Consider the following 18,958-nt stretch of genomic DNA (forward strand, 5'->3'; position numbering starts at 1 on the left):
CTCTAGCCCAGAAAAGCCAAGCGCCTCGCGCCGCGACCCTCACCCCCAACCCCTCTCCCTCTAGGAGAGGGGAGTAGGGAGACGTTTCATTTCATTTGAGGAGCCTAGATTGCGTCGCTGGGCTATCTGGGCGTTGAGCAGGATCACCGGCAAAATCCCCACCAGGACAATCGCCAAGGCAGGAGCGCCGGCCTCGGCCAGCCGTTCGTCGGCAGCCATGCGGTAGGTGTGGACGGCCAAGGTATCGAAGTTGAAGGGGCGTAGCACCATCGTTGCCGGCAGCTCCTTCATTACATCCACAAACACCAGCAGCATCGCCGCCAGGATCCCGCCTCCCATCAGGGGCAGGTGCACCCGTAGCAAGGTGCCCAGGGATCCCTGCCCCAAGCTGCGGGCTGCTTCATCCAGGCTGGGAGGAATGCGCGCTAGCGTCGCCTCGACCGTGGCCAGGGCAACGGCCAAAAAGCGCACCAGGTAGCCAAACACCAACGCCACAATGGTGCCGCTGATCACCAAGCCGGGCGGCTGTTGCAGTACCACCTGCCGCAAGTCGCTCAGCAGTTGATCCAGCCGCCCTAGGGGAATCAGAACCCCCACCGCGATCACCACCCCGGGCAGCGCGTAGCCCAGAGAAGACAGCCGCACCGCCAGCCGCAGGCCCCGGACAGATCTCGCCTGCTCGAACCCTTGCAGCCGCAAACCGTACAGCACCACCACCGCCACCAAGACGGCAATCACCGCCGTGATCGTCGAGAGGAGAAAACTGTTCTGGGCGTAGCTCCAAAAGCGGCGGCCCAACTCTCCCTGGCGCAGAGTCATGTTGAGCAGGATCAGGGCCGGCACGACAAAGCCCAGCCCAATCGGGATCCCACAGGCCAGCCACGCCCCCACCGCCCGCATCCCCTGCAGACGGTAGCGGGTGAGGGACGGCTTGAACCCTTGGCGATAGTAGCGCGCCCGCCGGCGGGAAAATTGCTCCAGGGCCATCAGCAGCAGCACCAACAGCAGCAGCAGCGCCGAGAGCTGGGCGGCAGCCACCGGATTGCCCAAGGCCGTCCAGGTGCGGTAGATGCCGGTGGTAAAGGTATCGACCCCAAAGTAGCTGACCGTCCCAAAGTCGTTCAAGGTCTCCATCAAAGCCAGCAGACAGCCGGCCACGATCCCCGGCCGCGCCAGCGGCAAGGCCACTCGGAAAAAGCTGGCCCACGGCCCATAGCCCAAGGAGCGGCTCACCTCCAAACAGGCCACCGACTGTTCCTGGAAGGCCAGCCGCGCCGAGAGATACACATAGGGGTAAAGAGTGAGGACGAGCAGCAGGATCGCCCCCCACAAGGAGCGAATGTTAGGGAACCAGTAGTCGCCGATGCCCCAGCCGGTGACCCGCCGCAGCCAGATCTGGAAGCCGCCGGTTACTTGCAAAAAGTCCGTGTAGGCGTAGGCCAACACATAAGTAGGAGCTGCCAGGGGCAACACCAGCATCCACTCCAGCCAGGCCCGCCCCCAAAACTCGCACATCGTCACCAGCCAGGCGGTGCCGCTGCCGACCAGGATAACGCCCACTGCCACACCCACCATCATCACCAGGGTATTGCGCACATATAGCCCCAAGACCGTGTCGGCCAGGTGCTGCCAAACCTGCCGCTCATCGGCAAAGAGGCTGAGCAGCACCGTCAGGACGGGAAGGAGGATGAGGCCGCTGAGGGTTAAAGTCAGGAGTGCCCATCCGCTGAGAGGGGGGAAGCCAACTTTTTGCAGAGATTTGCTCAACAACTTTAGCCCAGTTCCTGTGTGCATCTCAATTTTTCAGGGACACCTGCTCCGGCAAGCTCTGAGAAAAAAGGGAAATCCGTAGGGAATTTCCCCCTTTTGACAGCTAGGTTCTCTTTCAAAACAAACCCTTTGGCAACTTAACAAAATAGACAATGTTCTCGTCTAGCTTGTTGTCTAGGTAGGGCATCTTTTTCTCCTGAACCACGCCTTTTTCCGAGACAATGCCGAAGTCGTCATCGTTCACTATCGCCAGAGTATTTGCGTCGAGAATGACCAATCCCTCTGGCTTATCGTGGAGATAATTGGGGATCGACGTGATGTCAAAGACTTCTTCTTTGGCAACAGGCTTGATCCCTGCTGCGGCCTTTTCCTCTTGGGTCAACTGCTCCAGCGTTTTGCCGTCGACCAACCGGCCGTTTGGGCCAGGATCAAAGACATCGGTAGCGCCAGAGATGTCAATTTTGTAGATTTTCTTGGTTACGTCTTTGTCGGCTCCCGGAGTTTTGCCGTCCCGCTCGAGGACTAGGAAAGTCGTGTCTGTGATGGCGGCAATTTCGCTAACGGCCGTGCCTGTTCCCTCCAGAGGGTAGAGGTATTCCCTAAACTTGCCCGTGGTCAGGTCATAGAAGAGTATTCTGCAAACGGTCGCAGTCTTTTGAACGTCTTTGTTTGGGTTCAAAAGCGGCGACTGCATGATGCCAACCAGATAGTTCTGATTGGGCGTCAGCGTCAGCCCCTCCATGCCGCGATTGGGGCGCCGATGTTTGTAGACTTCTGGCAGCTTTTTGCCACCGACTCCGCTCCCAAAAGGATTTAGCCACTCGATGGCCTTGCCGTTGGCGTCGAAGTGGATCAAGTGAGGTCCATATTCGTCGGCAACCCAAAAACTGCCATCTTTGGCCACCGCAATGCCTTCTGGATCGATGCCCTTGAGATCCGGCGCTATCTGTTTGCCACTGAGATCGTAAGCTTTTTCTCCTGTTCCCCCCAAATCAGATGGATTGGGGATCCCCGTGAGATTTTTGCCGGTTTCGTCTTGCAGCAGGATGACTTTGTCTAACTTGAAGCCCTCGCCCTCCAGGGATAATCTGGCAACTTGAGGGGTAAAGTCGGGCTTAGGAAAGATCTTGTCGTTGGATTCAGCTCCGTCGATATTGGGGCCGCGATCGGTGAGAGCATAGAAGTACTGGCCATCAAAGGCAAGGCCAGAGCCAAACCCGCCATTATAGATTTTGACGCCGTTTTCCGTGGTTAAAAGCAGATCCCGCTTGGGAACGGGAGCCTTTTCGGGGAGGCTTTCAATGGCCTCTGCCGGGCTACTGCTGTAGGAAGAAGTTAAAAAAGGGAGGAGCAAAAACAAGACTGCAGTGCGCAGTTGCTTCATTGGCTGAGCCTCCAGAAACCTTGAAAAAGTATAGACAAAAGGCCCGAGCGGCCTCGAACGGAGGCAACGCCGTCCTAGAGTATCAACGTTTGGCCAAAAACTGTCAAGCTGCTTAACGTTTGCGGCTCTACCAACGGGAGGCTGCGCTCAGGGCCTGTCCTGGAGGCATGATCTACTTCCAACCGGCCCGATCCATAACCATCAGGGCATCGGGGGTCACGCGACCGATGCTGGCGGCGTTGATCGTGTCTCCCTTGAAGGTGCCAAAGCTGGCCACCACCGAGTCGATCTCAGCCCCCGGCAGCACCGGGTACTCGTTGTTGCTTTGGGCAAAGATAGCCTGCGCTTCTGGGCCGGAGAGGAACTCCAGAAACTGGATGGCCGCCTCTTTGTTGGGAGCAGTTTTCAAAATTCCGGCGCCGCTGATGTTGACGTGCGTGCCGCGATCTTCTTGGTTGGGGAAGAAGACGCCCACCTTTTCCGCTACGGCCCGATCTTCAGGATTGTCGGATTTGATCAAGCGCGCCAGGTAGTAGGTGTTGGCTAAGGCTACATCCCCCACGCCAGCAGCTACGGCTTTGATCTGATCGATGTCTCCCCCTTCCGGCGGGCGGGCAAAGTTGGCCACTAGGCCGCGGGCCCACTTTTCGGTTTCCGGGATCCCATGCGCCAAGATGATCGAGGCCGTCAGAGATTGGCTGTACACATTGCTGGAGGAGCGGGTGAGCACCTTGCCCCGCCATTTGGGGTTTGCCAAGTCCTCATAGGTGGACAACTCCTTGGGATCCACCTTGTCTTTGTTGTACATGATCACCCGCGCCCGCTTGGTGAGGCCAAACCAGTACCCCTCTGGATCCCGCAGAGACTCGGGAATATTTTTGGAGAGCGTCTCCGACTGGATGGGTTGAAACAAGCCCTCGTTCTGAGCGCGCCACAACCGGGCAACATCCACCGTCATGAAGATGTCGGCGGGGCTGTTGGAGCCCTCGCTGCGGATGCGCTGGACGATCTCATCGGCGTTGCCCTGCACCCAGTTCACCGTAATGCCCGTTTTCTGCTTGAAGAGGTCGTACAATTTTTCGTCTGTGCCGTAGTGCCGAGAGGTGTAGAGGTTCACCTCCCGGTTGGCGCCGCGGGCCGGACGCCCCAACGAGCCTGCCGCCAAGGCTACAGAGCCCAGAGCGGCCCAGCTGACAAATTGCCGTCGCGATAAGCGCATACCCAACTCCTAAACTCAAAAACATTTCAAGAAAGGCTGCTGCATTGACCCAGTCAGCAATGCCTTTACCCGAGAAAGCACTTGAAAGTCCCTCCCCTGAAAGCAGGGGAGTTTTCCCAAATGCCGGCCTTTTGATCTTTGTCTAGGCCAAGCTTATTGAGATTTTTATTCAAGAACTTTGCTCTGGGGCAATGATAGGGGATCCTAAGTACCGAGTCAAGCTGTTGGGAGTTGTTCTCATCTTTGAACCGTTTGGCCTCAGATCCGCCAACTCTCGCTGGAAACAAGAGCCAAGGTCGCTCCTCATGCGGCTGGCCGGGCAAGGGGATCCCTTACTGGAATAGAATATTTTGGGTAGGTCGGGGTTTTAGAGCTGCCTTGGGTATAAAGGGAGCAGGGTGGATGGTGGAGTATGGTGGGCTCCCCTTCTCAAGGGCCGGATGAGCAACTGCAAGACAATGGCCGGGATCCAGGTGCTTTCCTCCTAGTCTGTGGCTACAACGACTTGGCAGCGTTGACGCTGCAGATTCTGGAAGACTTTGGACAGCGCGCGGTGGTGGTGGCTCCTGGCCCGCGGCCTTCTTTGTTAAAGGAACCGTGGCAATACGTAGAGGGGGATCCCCATCAGCCGGAGGTGCTGCGCCGGGCTGGGATCGAGCGGATCAAGGTGGCGCTGCTGCTGGAGGACAACGACCAGGCCAACTTCGAGCTGGCCCTCTTGATTCGAGATCTCAACCCGCAGGCGCGCATTGTCTCTCGTCTGTTTAACACCGGCCTTGCCCGCTACCTGGACTCGATTTTGCCGCAGCATTTTTCCCTATCGGTTGCCGGCTTAGCGGCTCCGGCCTTTGCCCTCAAGGCTGTCTCGGACGAATTTGTCGGCTACTTCGAGCTGCCCCAGTTGGAGGCTCAGCCGGCCACGCTGCCGCCGGAGCTGGCCGATCCGCTTTATTTGGGCGCCCCCCAAGAGACCACCCTCTGGAACGTGGTGGAGCTGACCATCGGCTACAACTCCCGTCTGCTGCACATGCCCCTCGCGGAACTGGAGGAAACCTTTGGGGCGCGGGTGCTGTTCCACTACCCGGTGGACGGGCTGTCCGACTTTTCCGAGTCTCGGGTTTTCGACGATTTCGACCACGAGGCAGAGCTGCTGGAGGGGGATCGCATTTTGGTGATCTGCGACCCCAGATCCTATCTGCAACTGTTGGAGCGCAACGGGCGGCGCGGCTCTTCGCGGGCCCAACGCTGGGCCAGCGGACAGGCGCAAGACAGGCGACAACAACGGCGAGGCAAGTCGTTCGGGCGGGGCCTCCTATCTTGGCTGCGCAGAAGCCTGCAGGGACTGCTGCAGGTCAAGCCCATCGTGCATACCCTCACCTTCACCTTGGGGGCGATGTTGGTGCTGGGGGTCATTAATTTCAGAATTATCGGCAAATCTGTGGTTGACGGGCTGCTGCTGACCATCGTGGTGTTGACAGGGGGGTATGGCGACATCGAGGCTTTTCAGCAGGCGGAGACGCCGCTGGGGGTGAAGGTGGTGGCGGTGGTCATGACCTTGGTGGGAGCTGCCCTGGTGGGGTTGATCTACGGGTTGGTGACCGACAAGTTGGTGAGCAGCCGCTTTGGCTTGGGCCGAGCCGCCCGTATGCCCAAAGCGGATCATGTGGTGATTGCCGGTTTGGGGCGGCTAAGCTACTTGGTGCTGCAGTTGTTGCGGCAGATGGGCTATGAGGTGGTGGTGGTGGAGCCCGACAGCGACAACCCTCTGGTGGAAGCGGCGGAACGGGAGGGGGCGGTGGTGATTCGGGGCAACTACGCTCTGGCCAGCACGCTGCAACAGGCTCGCATCCAAAGCAGCCGCTGCCTGATCTGCACGACGCCTGACGATCTCACCAACCTCGAGACCGCCCTGACCGCCCACAGCCTGCAACCGGGGATCCGCACCATCTTGCGGGTTACCGATCCCCAGGTGGCGGCGCGGATGCAGCGGCATCTGCAGACGCTGGGAACCAGCTACAGCACCACCGCCCTGGGGGCGCGCGCTTTTGCCACGGCAGCGCTGGTGGGATCCGTTTACGGCACCTTAACTTGGGAGGGGGAAACGCTGCTGGTGACGCTGCTGGAGGTCTCGCCTTCCAGCCCTTACCTGGGGCTGTCCCTGCGGCAACTGGCCCAGGATTACGACCTGGCAATTTTGCTGCATCACTCCCGACCGGGCCGGCCCTGTGTTTTCCCCAAGATCTGGCAGAAAGAGGGCGAGACGGTGTTGAAGCGGGGGGATCGCCTGTATGTGATGGGGACGGTGGGATCCCTGATTCGCCTGGCCCAGGGACGCCCTCTGCCGCCGGAGCTGTATCAAGTGCGCCTTTTGGAATGTCGCAACCCCTACTTTGAAGACGAGATCCTCTCCACCTTGGCGTTTTATGCGCGGCTGCCCAAGACGGCCCTGAAGCCGCTGTTGCGCTGTCTGCCGGCGGTGGTGAGCCCCCCTCTCCCCCGCGACAAGGCGATTAAGTTGGCCCGCCAACTGCGCAAAATGAGCACCGAGGTGCAGGTGTTTGCCCAGGTGCAGTCCGGCGAGCGGCGGATCCTTGAAGTCCTCTAGGGCTTTTCGGCCACAAGACGCACAAAGCGATTTTGCCCGTAGAGCTCCTGGGCCACGACTCTTAAACCAACCTTCTCCAACAGCCAGGCCAAGTCCTCGGCGCTGAAGCGGTTGTGCTCGTAGAAGTGGGTAAATTGATCCACCAAGGTATCTAGGGGGGTGTCCGGCTGAAACAGTTGGGCCTCGGTGGCGGCATCGAAGTAGAGGCTGAGGGGGGCGCGCACCCAGTCCACTAGCAAAAATCGTCCCCCTGGCTTGAGTAGACGCCGCACCGCTTGCAACAGGCGCACCGGCTGCACCATCTCGTGGATCACCACCACCGCCTGGGCCGCGTCAACGCTGCTATCGGGCAGGGGCAAATGGGGATCGTGGAGGTCCGCTTGCAGCAGTTGGATGCCGGGGATGTCTTTGAGGTCGGCTTTAGCCCGCTCCAACATGTAGGGCATCAGATCTACGCCGATCAACTGTCCGCCGGGGTAGCGCTGGGCCCACTGCCGGAGGACATACCCCGGCCCCGTTCCCAGATCCAGCAGGCAGGGCGCAGCAGGCAAGCAAGGCTCAACGTGCTGCTGCCAAAACCGCCAAAAGGCCTCGTTGAAGCGCCCAGGAGCCGTGGCCAGCATGCGCTCGCAAAAGCTGGGGCCACGGTGGTGCTGGTAAAGAAGCTGAAAGGTATCGAGGCCGGTTTGGGGCATGGCTGAGCATTCTCAACGAATCCTGGGAACCAGGTCAGCAGCGCAGGAAGGGCATCGAAGCAAATCAAAAAGGAATGTCGGCCTAGCGAGCGGAAGAAGCGGTGGAGAAGTTGGCGATGCCCGTCTCTAGGTCGTCAAAACAGGTCAAGACCTTTTCCATGGAGGTGAGGCTGAGGACAAGGGAGACACTTTCGGGAACGCAACAGAGGCTGAGGTTGCCGCCGGCAGCCCGGCACTTGCGCAAGGCCGAGATCAGCACTCCCAGGCCGGAGCTATCCATAAAGGTAACCGCCGACATGTCGATCAACAGGTTGTGGTAGCCAAAATCCAAAACCTGCTGCAGCAACTGCCGGACTTCAGAAGCGGCTTTGGCGTCAAAGCGACCCTCTAAGGGCACGATTGCCAGCTTTTGCCCCTGGGGGGTTTCGGCAGTACGGATGCGCAGCTTAAAATCCATCGTTTCCAGTCAAGACCTCATGCCCCACCTTAGCACCATCGGTTGCTGCTATTACCCCCTCGGCAGGAAATCCCTCTTATGCAGAAAGAGAGGGTATCCCTCTTTGCCATGGCAATTTCCAACTGGTTGAGATTGTCTGCGGGGCCCAGCGTTGAGGCAGCTACCCTCACTTCCTCTTCAGACGGGGAGCAATCCCTCACCCCCTACCCCTCTCCCTTTGGGAGAGGGGAGCTAGCCGCTCCGCCTGCAGGCAGAGGGATCCAACCTTGGCTCCCCATCTCAGATCCTGGCCGGATCGAGCGCATAAGTCGGCTCGAGGGCGGGAAGGGACATACGCAGGCGAGGACGGTGCATGGCCAGCAACTGGGCCAGGCGCCTGCGCAGCTCGGTTCGCGGCACAATTGCGTCGATGAGCCCGTGGGCCAGCAGATATTCGGCCGTCTGGAAGCCCTCCGGCAGCTTGCCCTTGCCGATGGTTTGCTCAATAACATTGGGCCCGGCAAACCCCACCTGGGCGCCGGGTTCGGCCAGGATCAAATCCCCCAACATGGCAAAGCTGGCAGTCACCCCCCCATAGGTGGGATGGGTGAGCACAGAGATGAACAATTGCCCGGCCTCGCGGTGCCTTTGCAGAGCGGCTGCCGTTTTGGCCATTTGCATCAAGCTGAGGATCCCTTCCTGCATGCGGGCTCCCCCCGAGGCGGAGAAGATGACTAGGGGCAGGTGATCGCGGGTAGCTCGTTCGGTAAGACGGGTGATCTTCTCGCCCACCACCGAGCCCATGCTGCCGCCCATAAAGCGGAAGTCCATCACGCCCATCGCCACTGGGATCCCTTCCAAGCTGCCCAGCCCGGTCAAGACGGCATCTTTAAGTTGGGTGCGCTCCTGATAAGAGGCCAGTCGCTCGGCGTAGGGCTTTTGGTCGAAAAAGTGCAGCGGATCGGTGGGGGCCAGGTGCTCGTCAAGGGGCTGCCAGGAGCCGGGATCCAAAAGCTGCTGCAGCCGCTGCGGGGCCGTGATGCGATGGTGATAGCCGCAGCTCGGGCAAACCTGCCAGTTCTGCTGCAGATCCTTGGTGTAGGTGAGGGCGTCGCAAGCCGGACACTTCTGCCACAGGCCGTCGGCGATCTCCCGCACTTGCCGCTCTTTGTCGAAGGGGCTGCTGCCGGTCAAGTTAAGGGAAGTCTGCTTGCGCCGCTCGGCAAACCAATCCAGTAAAGACATAGCCGCTGAGGTACCCCCCTAGCTAGGGATGGCCAGAGCTGAATCTGTAAGCCCTGCCGGTGAGCTGCGAAACTCATCTTAACGTTCTCAAGCTATCAAAGAATCGCCAAGCTGGAAATAGAGACTTGCAATAGCCCATGACCGCAGAAACCCAGTGGCAGGTGTTGACCACAGGGGATGGATCCCTGACCTTTTTCTCCCAAGAGTTCGGGCAGGCTTTCCATAACACCAGCGGCGCTGCCCAGGAAGCGCTGGAGAAGTTTGTCCGCCCTTGCCGGCTGGATCGCCTGCCGTTGGAGCGGGATCCGGACGATCCCATTCGCCTCTTGGATATTTGCTTTGGCCTCGGCTACAACTCCGGCCTGGCCTTGGAGACGATTTGGCAGGTGCGGCCCGATTGCCCTGTGGAAGTCATTGGCCTGGAGCGATCCCCAGAGGTGCCCCGCCAGGCCTGGCAGGTGGGGGTGGGATCCACCTGGAGCTTTGGCCAGGAGTGGCAACACTTGATCGAGCAGGGATCCTGGCAATCGCCGCGCTGGCGGGGAACCCTGCTGTGGGGAGATGCCCGGCAAACCCTGCTCCAGGTGCCGCCGGGATGGGCGGATGCGGTGTTTTTGGATCCCTTCTCCCCTTCGGTTTGCCCGGAGCTGTGGACGGTGGACTTCTTGCGGGCAGTGGCCGAGCGAATGCGCCCCAGCGGGATCCTGGCCACCTATTCCTGTGCGGCGGCGGTGCGGGCGGCCTTGCTGGAGGCGGGGCTATTCATTGGCTCGACGCCGCCGGTGGGCCGCCCCTGGCCGGGCACGGTGGCCTCGCCCCAACCGCATCACCTGCCGCCCCTCTCGCCCATGGAGTGGGAGCACCTGCGAACCCGCGCCGCGGTGCCCTACCGGGATCCTACCTTGCAAGGGGATAGAGCCCAGATTCGGCTGCAACGCCAGCGAGAACAGCAAACTTCACCCCTTGAGCCCACTTCCGCCTGGAAACGCCGCTGGCCTGTGCAAGCCTAGCGACCGGAGTGCAGATCTGGGCAGCTTTTGCCGGAATTGCTGTCTGAGTGTATCCAAGACACCTGCACCAGTCCCGTACCCTTACGCAAGCTGCCGTGTCTTGACAAAGTTAAGCTAAAGTGAAGCCCTCTCTCCGGTGAGCTGCTATGTCTCCTTCGGCCTCTGCCGGTACACTGGTTGTCCTTTGTGCTGAACAGCACCGTGTTACCCTGCAGTTCTTGGCTCGCCTCTCTCGAGCTCCGGAGTTAGATCTGGAGCAGCGGCGTCTCTGTGTGCAAAGGTTGCGGCAGCGCCTCTCCCGCCACATTCAACTGGAGCGCCATGTCCTTTACCCGCTGCTCAGGACGGCTCTGGCGGCGGATCCCCACCGCAGCGCCCAAATTGACCGGCTGGAGCAGCAGTTGCGGGATCAGATCCCGGAGCTGACGCGCTTTTTGCACCAGGCGGAGCGCGACCCGCAGCAGTTGGATCCCACTTCTGCTCTTCACTTCTATCGGCAGTTGCGGGCCCAGTTCGAGCAGGAAGAGAAGCTCTTGCATCCCCTCTTTGCCCAGCATGTTTCCCCCGCTGCAGAGCAGCAGCAGTTGCGCCTGTTCCGCAAGCGCCTGCAGGCCAGCGCCTCCAGTTCTGCTGCCGGTCGTCGCCCCAGCTTGGAGGAATGGGAGCGGCAGGCAGTGACTCGCCCTGTCTTTCCCCACGAACGCCTTTGGCCTCCGCAAGGTAGCACGGCGTCGATGGCCACCCCTTAGCCAAGGACGGTCTTGTCTTTGGATTTTGCCTTGGGTAACTTTCTGCTGGTTTTGGCAAGCTGGCTTGTGGTACTTTTTCCCCAGCCGACCCCTTGCATCGATGCAACCTTGGGATCCCGAAACCTACATCGATCAGAGGGCCCAACTCCTGCATCCCGACCATCGAGCGGAGGTGATCGAAAACTTCGCCCGCTTCTTGCCCCTTGCTCAACAGCTGCTGGAGTTTCCGTTGCTGCCGACGGTTGAGAAGATGAGCCTCTAACCCAGCCCCTCTCCTTTGTCGGCCTGCCAACATCCCTGCCCTTTGGCGTACAACTGGTGGCTGCCCCCTACCAAGAGGCCAACCTGTTGCGGGCCGCCGCCCATCTGGAAGCGCTGGGGATCCCGGATGCGCGGCCTGCCTGAGCCAGGAGATGCTCCCTCTAGGCGCGTTTGAACCATATCTAGTGTTTTAATTTTGAATCCTTTGCTCCAGACGCTAAATTTATAATCTCCTCGATAGGGGTAAAAATGTGCCACTCTTGAGGGCCGCTTTTGCCCCTTTGTTTTTGCCAGAGAGTTTGAATCTTGTCGGGGCAGGACGTGAGCTGTTTGCCCAGAGAGAGGAAAATCTTAAAGTAAAATTAATCCCACGGTTGTTGTAGCGAATAACCTCTTTTCCGGCTTGGGTCGATAGAATGAGCGGCATAAAATGGACATGGCACCCCCACCTGGACTCTGCATTATGGATCACCCTACTTTTCTGGCCCAGCGCTACACGAAACTGTGCGAGGCTTATCTCTCGCTCAACGAAGCCTTCGCCAAATTAGATCACTCCCACAGCCGCCTGCAGAAGAGCTTCAGGAGGCTTCTGGTCACGGCCCGGAAAGCTTTGGATGAACTGCCTATCCTGCGGCAGGACGTCGAACAGTTACAACAGGGCGTCGAACAAAGGGATCGCTTGGTCCGTTCCCTGCGAGAAGAACTTCGGGAGAGAGAAGCTCGGCTGGGCGAGCTGATTGCCAACTATGACCAAGTCTGTCACGAGCTGGAGTCCACCAAAGCAGATCTGTTGAGCGGTCAGGCGTTGATTGAAAAACTGGAAGCAGAGAATGCCCAACTTTTGCAACAGTTGAGTCGCCTCACCAGTTTGGAGGAGGAATTGGCAAGCTTGACAGAACGGCTGAACCAAGCAGAGGCAGCCCGCCAAGCGTTGGAGGCCCGCAACCGTGAGCTGGAAGCAGCCCTGGGAGAGCGAGATCGGCAAGTGGATAGCCTGCAAGCCCGGCTGGCGCAATTGGAGCGAGAGAACGCCTCGCTGAAGGCGCAACTGTCGCAGGTGGCTGACCTGCTTACCGAGGACTCGATCAATCTCCTGCAAGAAACCGAGAATGCCGTCAAGGCCGATGAGGAGGTGCTGCCCCTGGTGCTGGCCTCGCTGCCAGAGACTGAGCGCCTTATGCAAGAGGCCGAGCAACTCCTCTCCTCTTGCTCAGAGCTGGTCCAAGTGAAACCACAAGCGGCTTGATCTGAGGGTTAGCCTTCCAGCCAGGGCTGACAACTGCACACCAGGTGACGATCCCCGTAGGCGTTGTCAATGCGGCTGACGCTGGGCCAGAACTTGCGCTCCTTGACCCACGGGAGGGGATAGGCGGCTAGGGAGCGAGGGTAGGGGCGATCCCAGTGGTCGGCGGCCACTACCTCGGCGGTGTGGGGGGCAAGTTTAAGGGGATTGCGCACGGGATCCATCTCGCCCCGCTCGATGGCAGCAATCTCCTGGCGAATGGCGATCATTGCCTCACAGAAGCGATCCAGCTCTTCTAGGGATTCGCTCTCGGTGGGCTCCACCATCATTGTCCCCGGCACCGGCCAGGAGATGGTGGGGGCGTGGAAGCCGTAGTCCATTAGCCGCTTGGCTACATCCTCCACCTCAATGCCGGCGCTTTTCTTGAGGGGGCGCAGGTCCAGGATGCACTCGTGGGCCACCCATCCCCCCGGCCCTTTGTAGAGCACCGGGTAGTAGGGATCCAGCCGCTTGGCGATGTAATTGGCATTGAGGAGGGCCACTTGGGTAGCTAGGGTAAGGCCGGCGGATCCCATGAGGCGGATGTAGGCCCAGGCAATGGGCAGGATGCTGGCACTGCCCCAGGGGGCGGCGCTGACCGGGCCGTTGCAGCCGGGCAAAAAGGGGTGGCCGGGCAAATGCGGCAGCAGATGACGGGCAACGGCAATGGGCCCCACCCCCGGCCCGCCGCCGCCGTGGGGGATGCAGAAGGTCTTGTGCAGGTTGAGGTGGCAGACATCGGCCCCCAGCTCCGCAGGACGGCAGAGGCCCACCTGGGCGTTGAGGTTGGCCCCATCCATGTACACCTGCCCCCCGGCCTCGTGGATCATCTGGCAAATCTCGCGGATCCCCTCCTCAAATACCCCATGAGTGGAGGGGTAAGTGATCATCAAAGCCGCCAGGCGTTCCCGGTGCTGCTCCACCTTGGCCCGCAGGTCTTCGAGGTCGATGTTGCCGGCCCTGTCGCAGGCCACGCTCACCACCTGCATCCCAGCCATGACAGCGCTGGCGGGGTTGGTGCCATGGGCAGAGGTGGGGATCAGGCACACCTGCCGCTGGCTTTCCCCTCGCGCCTGGTGGTAGCGGCGAATGGCCAGCAAGCCGGCGTATTCCCCCTGAGATCCGGCGTTGGGCTGCAGGGAGACGCCGGCAAAGCCCGTGATCTCCGCCAGCATCTGCTCCAACTGGGCAAAGAGGGTTTGATAGCCGCGAGCTTGTTCCAGGGGCACAAAAGGATGGAGCTGGGCAAACTCCGGCCAGGTCATTGGCAGCATCTCGGCTGTGGCGTTCAGCTTCATGGTGCAGGAGCCCAAGGGGATCATGGAGTGGACAAGGGAGAGATCCCGGCTCTGCAGGCGGTGGATGTAGCGCAGCAGCTCCGTTTCCGAGTGGTGGCGGTTGAACACCGGATGGGTGAGGTAGGGAGTGGTGCGCAAGAGCTGGGGGGGCAGGCTTTGGTTGGCATCCAAACCCAGGCCCTCGACATCCCAGGCTGGCTCTTCAGAGCCGGCAAAGATCTGCCAGAGATCGCGCAGATCCTGAGCGGTGGTGGCCTCGTCCAAGCTAATCCCCAGGGTCATCTCGTCGATCCGGCGCAGGTTGATGCGCCGCTGGGCGGCCCGCTCTTGGATCTGCCCAACCTGGGCGGGGGACTCTGCCCTTACCCAAAACGTGTCGAAGAAATACTCTGGCCCCACCCTGTAGCCCAGCTGGCGAATCGCGGCCGCTAGGTGATGGGCCTGGCGGTGGATGCGTTCGGCGATTTGCCGCAGGCCTCGGGGGCCGTGATAGACGGCATACATGGAGGCCACCACGGCCAAGAGCACCTGGGCGGTGCAGATGTTGCTGGTGGCCTTGTCGCGGCGGATGTGCTGCTCCCGGGTTTGCAGAGCCAGGCGCAGGGCCGGCCTGCCCTGAGCATCCTGAGAGATCCCCACCAGGCGCCCCGGCAGCAGCCGTTTGTGGGCCTCGCGAGTGGCAAAGTAGGCGGCATGGGGGCCGCCGTAGCCCAGGGGCACCCCAAAGCGCTGGGTGGATCCCACCACGATGTCCGCCCCCCATTCTCCCGGCGGCTGCAGGAGAGTCAGGCTGAGCAAGTCGGCAGCTACGGCCACCACCATCCCCCTTTGGTGGGCCCGCTCCACCAGCTCGCGGTAATCCCGGATCTCTCCATAGGTGTTGGGATACTGCAAGAGCAATCCAAAGCCGTTCTCCAGCTCCAACTGCGAAGGATCGGCCACACGCACCTGGATCCCCAAGGGCTCTGCCCGCGTCTGCACGACGGCAATGGTCTGGGGATGGCAGCCGCGATCCACCCAAAAAACTGGGGATTGCTTGCCCGCTAAGGTGTAGGCCAGGCTCATCGCTTCGGCGGCGGCAGTGGCTTCGTCCAGCAGGGAGGCATTGGCGATCTCCATGCCTGTTAGATCGATCACCATCGTCTGGAAATTGAGCAGGGCCTCTAGCCGCCCCTGGGCGATCTCCGCCTGGTAGGGGGTGTACTGGGTGTACCAGCCGGGGTTCTCCAGAATGTTGCGCTGAATCACCGGCGGCGTCAGGCAGTTGGAATAGCCCATACCCAAAAAGGAGCGCCACACCTGGTTCTGGGCCGCCATCGCCCTCAGCTCCGCCAATACTTGTTGCTCGCTGCAGGGGGATCCCAGGCCCAGGGGTCGGCTGCTGCGGATGGCCGCCGGTACCGCCTTATCCACTAATTCCCGTAGAGAGCTCAGCCCTAAGGCGTGCAACATCTGACGGATTTGCTGGGCGTCCGGCCCGATGTGCCGCCAGAGGAAGAGTTCTCGCTGCTCTAGCAGCTCCAGCTCGGCATCGACGGCAGAGAGGGGTTGAGGCGTCTCCCGTCCAGAGGGGCTGAGGGGATGGAGGATGGTGGAGTCGGACATGGGGCAAAACAAAAGCGATGGAAAGTCGGTCAGCCGCCAAAAGGCTATTCCCCGATCATAGTTGTTAAAAATTGTTTCTGTCGGGATCCAAATTTGAATCTGGGTCTCGATTCGGGGGAGCGGGGATGAGACACTAAATGGTCGGAGAATGTTAGCGACCTATCCCCTGAGCGTTGTCATGACTGCTTTCAACTCTGTCTGGAGAGGTGGTGCTATGCGTCGGCTCCTGTCCGCCTTGGTGTCTATCCTGTTGCTGCTCTGTCTGTGCTTGGTCCCCTTGGGGATCCCGGCGGTGGCGGCGGAGCTGCCGCCGGTGAAACATCTTGACACTCCCATCGACGTGAACAACACCATCCTGCGCAACTACCGCCAGTTGCCCGGCTTCTATCCCACCCTGGCCCGCATCCTAGTAAAAAATGCTCCCTACAACAGCCTGGAGGACATGCTGCAGATCCCAGAATTGACGGAGCAACAGAAGGCCTTGATCAAGGCGAACGCGGAGAACTTCGTGTTTGGGGAGTACCAAGAGGGAGCCAACCAACTGGAAAACCGGATCAACCAGGGATACTACGGCTGATCCTGGCAGGGTCTGCAGGGGAGAAAGCTTTCTGCTTCTCTGCAGCTTTTATGAAGCCTGCGTCGACATACCCCCCATCCCTAAAGGGCGGGGATTCTTGTTCTTGGTTCCACGACAGCACTTACTAACTAGTGGCTAGTGGTTAGTAATTAGTGACGGGCCACTAACTTCTTCACCTACTTGTCACTACGCCAGATCTCCCCAAGCGTTCCCGAACCCCCCTCTGTCCCCTCGTACACGGGGGGATGAAAGGGGGGCCCAGTAGTTCCCCAATGGCCTTGGGAATTCCCCCGCTAGTTGTGAGACCCAAGGGGAGCTGCCCTCCTCAGTCTCTATCCCCCGTCGCCAGAGTACCCCGAAGGTTTTGATGGGCTTAAAATAGCCCATGGTGCTCATCGAGCCAAGTGGATGGAGCCAACTTCGAGAACATTTCCAACTGCTGTCTCGTCAGCCCAGGGAGATCCCCGCATCGCCGAGATCACGCAGCGGGGAGTGGCCGAGGTCTTCCCAGGGGGAGCGGCAGCCTTGGCGGAGCGCCTGGCCACCACCGATCGCCCCTTGCGGGTGAAGCTGGGCATCGATCCCACGCGGCCAGATCTGCACCTGGGCCATGCAGTGGTCTTGCGCAAGTTGCGCCAATTCCAGGATGCTGGCCATGTGGCCATCCTCCTCATCGGGGATTTTACAGCCCTGGTCGGGGATCCCACTGGCCAATCGGAGGCGCGTCCCCGTCTGACGCCGGCAGAAGTGGAGGAAAATGCCCGCACCTATCTGGAGCAGGCTGCCAAGATTTTGGACTTTGCCACCCCTGGCCGGCTGGAGGTGCGCCGCAACAGCGAGTGGCTGGCCCGCCTTACCTTGAGCGAGCTAATCGAGCTGCAGGCTCAGATGACGGTGGGGCAGATGTTGGCCAAGGAAGACTTTGCCCAGCGCTACCGCTCGGGGACGCCAATTTATCTCCACGAATTTCTCTACCCCCTCCTGCAGGGCTATGATTCGGTGGCCCTGGCAGCCGACGTGGAACTAGGGGGGACTGACCAGCGCTTTAACCTCCTGGTTGGCCGGGAGCTGCAACTGTGGAAGGGCCAAACCCCTCAATTTTGCCTGACGGTGCCCCTGTTGGAGGGCTTAGATGGCTACCAGAAAATGTCCAAGTCCAAAAACAACTACGTGGGCCTGACCGAGGATCCCCTCACCATGTACTCCAAGCTAGAGAAGGTGCCGGATCAGCTGGTGGAGCGCTACTTTGAGCTGCTCACCTCGGTGCCCCCCTCGGAGCTGCCGGCGGATCCCCGCCAGCGCCAGATCCTCTTGGCCAAGACCCTCGTGGCCCAATTTCACTCTTCTGAAGCCGCAGAAGAGGCGCAGCGCACCGCCCAAGCGCTGGTGTTACAAGGCAATCTCGTTGAAACGGGATCCATCCCCACTTTTGCCATCCAGTGCTTGTCTTACCCGGTAAAACTGAGCTACATCCTGCGCGAATCCGGCCTCTGCAAGAGCGCTGCCGAGGCCCGTCGGCAAATCCAAGGGGGCGCCGTGCGGCTGGACGGGCAAAAGGTGGAGGATCCCGACCTGGAGTTTGCCCAAGCCTCTGAGCTGGACGGGCGGGTTTTGCAGGTGGGCAAGAAGGCCTTCTGCCGCTTGGTGGTCGGCACAAACTAGTCAGCTTTGGTTTTCTCCCCTCACCCCCAACCCCTCTATGAGGGGAGCTCGATGGTTCCACAACTATTCAACAGGTGGGGATGGGCTTAAAGCCGAGCCCGGCTTTCTTCTGCTTGGTCTTGGCTGAGGGGTTAAACAGCGGCGAAGCTAACACGGGCTCTGGCCGGGGCCGGATCGATCTTGCCTCCGCCACAGCTTCGGCGAGCTTTTGCCGCACCAGCTCTTGGGTCTCCAAAATATTGGGATCCGCCGCCCATTCCGGGGCTTCTTTGACCGGATCGTCTTCGGAAGTGAATTCCAAATCGTAAACCTCGTTGCGGTAAGTGGGGCTGAAGCACTCCCAGGCGCGCAGGCTGTAGAAGTAGGGGAATAGCCGCACCATGCGCTCGATATCCAAGTGTTCGGCAAAGCGCCGAAAGGCTTCTTCTTCGGAAACCGGAAAAGGCGCATAATGCTCGGAAACAAACCACTGCAAAAACTTTCGCGCCTCCGGAACGATCTGCTCTGGGGCCATGGATCCCAGCGCTGCCGCGTTGAAGCAGTTGACCAAAAGGTGCTCCAGCAGCACAGCGTTGTACTCGGCAAAGCAGGTTTGCTCGCGGCTTTCTACCGGCTGCCAAGGCATCTTGCCGTTGGCGGCAATGAACAAGTGAACCAGGTCATGCGAGGGATTGGTTTGGATGGAGCCGTGCCCCTCCAGCTTGGCCCCGTCACAGCTAAAGATCTGGTACTGAGGGCTCCAGTAGAACTTCAGTTGCTTGGCCGCCATGTTTGACCGTCCTGATACATTTACGCTGAACACTGCTGAGCATTACTGCTCAGCGGTGAAGCGATAGCATTCTGTCCGTTTCCGTTGTCACTACGCGACGCTGACGCGACCGCGCTACTCGGACGGAGTCCAAACAGAAAGGCGGTATCCCGCAAAGCCCTGAGCATAACACCCAGAGCGCCTTGCCAATCTCGTGGTAGCCTATGGTTGCACTTTGGGCATCTAAACACCTTTGCGCCACCCAACTTGGTGTGGATGTGCCCGCACTTGGTACAGGTTTTGCTGGTGTACGCTTCCGATACTTCCACGACAACCACGTTTTTCTTCTTGGCTTGAAACTTCAGGAACTGCTTGAACCGATAGTGCGCCCAGGTGAGCATCGCCCTTGCTG

General features: G+C 60.1%; 17 protein-coding genes. 7 read left to right on the forward strand and 10 right to left on the reverse strand.

The window, feature by feature from the left end:
- Nucleotides 1-60 precede the first annotated feature (60 nt).
- The 3 genes from SYN65AY6A5_RS01080 to SYN65AY6A5_RS01090 form a co-directional block, all read right to left on the reverse strand.
- Nucleotides 61-1,770, reverse strand: a complete 1,710-nt coding sequence (locus SYN65AY6A5_RS01080; RefSeq protein WP_240527839.1) for an iron ABC transporter permease — start codon at nucleotides 1,768-1,770, stop codon at nucleotides 61-63.
- A gap of 115 nt (nucleotides 1,771-1,885) precedes the next feature.
- Nucleotides 1,886-3,154, reverse strand: coding sequence for an esterase-like activity of phytase family protein (locus SYN65AY6A5_RS01085; protein ID WP_099812978.1), 1,269 nt, complete (start codon nucleotides 3,152-3,154; stop codon nucleotides 1,886-1,888).
- 172 nt (nucleotides 3,155-3,326) lie between these two features.
- A complete protein-coding gene (locus SYN65AY6A5_RS01090) occupies nucleotides 3,327-4,373 on the reverse strand; it encodes a Fe(3+) ABC transporter substrate-binding protein (protein WP_099835810.1) in 1,047 nt (348 codons plus the stop codon).
- A 412-nt stretch (nucleotides 4,374-4,785) separates the two neighbouring features.
- Between SYN65AY6A5_RS01090 and SYN65AY6A5_RS01100 the strand changes: the two genes are divergently transcribed.
- Nucleotides 4,786-6,978 (forward strand): NAD-binding protein, encoded by a 2,193-nt coding sequence (locus SYN65AY6A5_RS01100; RefSeq protein ID WP_011430921.1) that lies wholly within the window; start codon nucleotides 4,786-4,788, stop codon nucleotides 6,976-6,978.
- Here SYN65AY6A5_RS01100 and SYN65AY6A5_RS01105 read toward each other — a convergent pair.
- The 3 genes from SYN65AY6A5_RS01105 to accD all read right to left on the reverse strand — a co-directional run bounded on the left by SYN65AY6A5_RS01105 (nucleotide 6,975) and on the right by accD (nucleotide 9,354).
- A complete protein-coding gene (locus SYN65AY6A5_RS01105; protein ID WP_099812983.1) occupies nucleotides 6,975-7,673 on the reverse strand; it encodes a class I SAM-dependent methyltransferase in 699 nt (232 codons plus the stop codon). The genes SYN65AY6A5_RS01100 and SYN65AY6A5_RS01105 overlap by 4 nt on opposite strands.
- An 82-nt stretch (nucleotides 7,674-7,755) precedes the next feature.
- Complete coding sequence (locus tag SYN65AY6A5_RS01110; RefSeq protein WP_011430919.1) at nucleotides 7,756-8,130, reverse strand: STAS domain-containing protein; 375 nt, start codon at nucleotides 8,128-8,130, stop codon at nucleotides 7,756-7,758.
- 279 nt (nucleotides 8,131-8,409) lie between these two features.
- Nucleotides 8,410-9,354: an acetyl-CoA carboxylase, carboxyltransferase subunit beta gene (gene accD, locus SYN65AY6A5_RS01115; RefSeq protein ID WP_011430918.1), complete on the reverse strand. Its 945-nt coding sequence runs from the start codon at nucleotides 9,352-9,354 to the stop codon at nucleotides 8,410-8,412.
- A 137-nt stretch (nucleotides 9,355-9,491) separates the two neighbouring features.
- On the opposite strand from accD, the gene SYN65AY6A5_RS01120 reads away from it, so the two are divergent.
- The 3 genes from SYN65AY6A5_RS01120 (at nucleotide 9,492) to SYN65AY6A5_RS01130 (ending at nucleotide 11,375) form a co-directional block, all read left to right on the forward strand.
- Nucleotides 9,492-10,364 (forward strand): MnmC family methyltransferase, encoded by an 873-nt coding sequence (locus SYN65AY6A5_RS01120; RefSeq protein ID WP_041438476.1) that lies wholly within the window; start codon nucleotides 9,492-9,494, stop codon nucleotides 10,362-10,364.
- Between the two features lie 146 nt (nucleotides 10,365-10,510).
- Complete coding sequence (locus tag SYN65AY6A5_RS01125; RefSeq protein ID WP_099883738.1) at nucleotides 10,511-11,113, forward strand: hemerythrin domain-containing protein; 603 nt, start codon at nucleotides 10,511-10,513, stop codon at nucleotides 11,111-11,113.
- A gap of 100 nt (nucleotides 11,114-11,213) precedes the next feature.
- Entirely contained in the window at nucleotides 11,214-11,375 is a 162-nt protein-coding gene (locus SYN65AY6A5_RS01130) for a DUF4089 domain-containing protein (RefSeq protein WP_099883740.1), read from the forward strand.
- Here the strand turns inward: SYN65AY6A5_RS01130 and SYN65AY6A5_RS13910 are convergent.
- Nucleotides 11,372-11,554 carry a hypothetical protein gene (locus tag SYN65AY6A5_RS13910; RefSeq protein ID WP_168174230.1) on the reverse strand — a complete coding sequence of 61 codons (183 nt, stop codon included), beginning with the start codon at nucleotides 11,552-11,554 and terminating at the stop codon, nucleotides 11,372-11,374. The two genes, SYN65AY6A5_RS01130 and SYN65AY6A5_RS13910, sit on opposite strands and share 4 nt — an antisense overlap.
- Before the next feature lie 256 nt (nucleotides 11,555-11,810).
- On the opposite strand from SYN65AY6A5_RS13910, the gene SYN65AY6A5_RS01140 reads away from it, so the two are divergent.
- Nucleotides 11,811-12,620, forward strand: a complete 810-nt coding sequence (locus SYN65AY6A5_RS01140; protein WP_240527840.1) for a hypothetical protein — start codon at nucleotides 11,811-11,813, stop codon at nucleotides 12,618-12,620.
- An 8-nt stretch (nucleotides 12,621-12,628) separates the two neighbouring features.
- On the opposite strand, the gene gcvP is transcribed toward SYN65AY6A5_RS01140, so the two are convergent.
- Nucleotides 12,629-15,559: an aminomethyl-transferring glycine dehydrogenase gene (gene gcvP, locus SYN65AY6A5_RS01145; RefSeq protein ID WP_099883741.1), complete on the reverse strand. Its 2,931-nt coding sequence runs from the start codon at nucleotides 15,557-15,559 to the stop codon at nucleotides 12,629-12,631.
- Between the two features lie 214 nt (nucleotides 15,560-15,773).
- On the opposite strand from gcvP, the gene psbU reads away from it, so the two are divergent.
- Nucleotides 15,774-16,136 carry a photosystem II complex extrinsic protein PsbU gene (psbU, locus tag SYN65AY6A5_RS01150; protein WP_041438474.1) on the forward strand — a complete coding sequence of 121 codons (363 nt, stop codon included), beginning with the start codon at nucleotides 15,774-15,776 and terminating at the stop codon, nucleotides 16,134-16,136.
- Nucleotides 16,137-16,544: 408 nt separating this feature from the next.
- The gene (gene tyrS / locus SYN65AY6A5_RS01155; RefSeq protein WP_099812990.1) at nucleotides 16,545-17,798 is read left to right on the forward strand and encodes a tyrosine--tRNA ligase; all 1,254 of its coding nucleotides are present in this window, start codon (nucleotides 16,545-16,547) and stop codon (nucleotides 17,796-17,798) included.
- Nucleotides 17,799-17,865: 67 nt separating this feature from the next.
- Here the strand turns inward: tyrS and SYN65AY6A5_RS01160 are convergent, their stop codons facing one another.
- Complete coding sequence (locus tag SYN65AY6A5_RS01160; protein ID WP_011430909.1) at nucleotides 17,866-18,567, reverse strand: hypothetical protein; 702 nt, start codon at nucleotides 18,565-18,567, stop codon at nucleotides 17,866-17,868.
- A 20-nt stretch (nucleotides 18,568-18,587) separates the two neighbouring features.
- Nucleotides 18,588-18,958, reverse strand: a 371-nt coding sequence (locus tag SYN65AY6A5_RS01165) for a zinc ribbon domain-containing protein (RefSeq protein WP_143597119.1), incomplete at its 5' end; no start/stop codon positions are given.

Source organism: Synechococcus sp. 65AY6A5, from assembly GCF_002760415.1.
Lineage (GTDB): Bacteria > Cyanobacteriota > Cyanobacteriia > Thermostichales > Thermostichaceae > Thermostichus.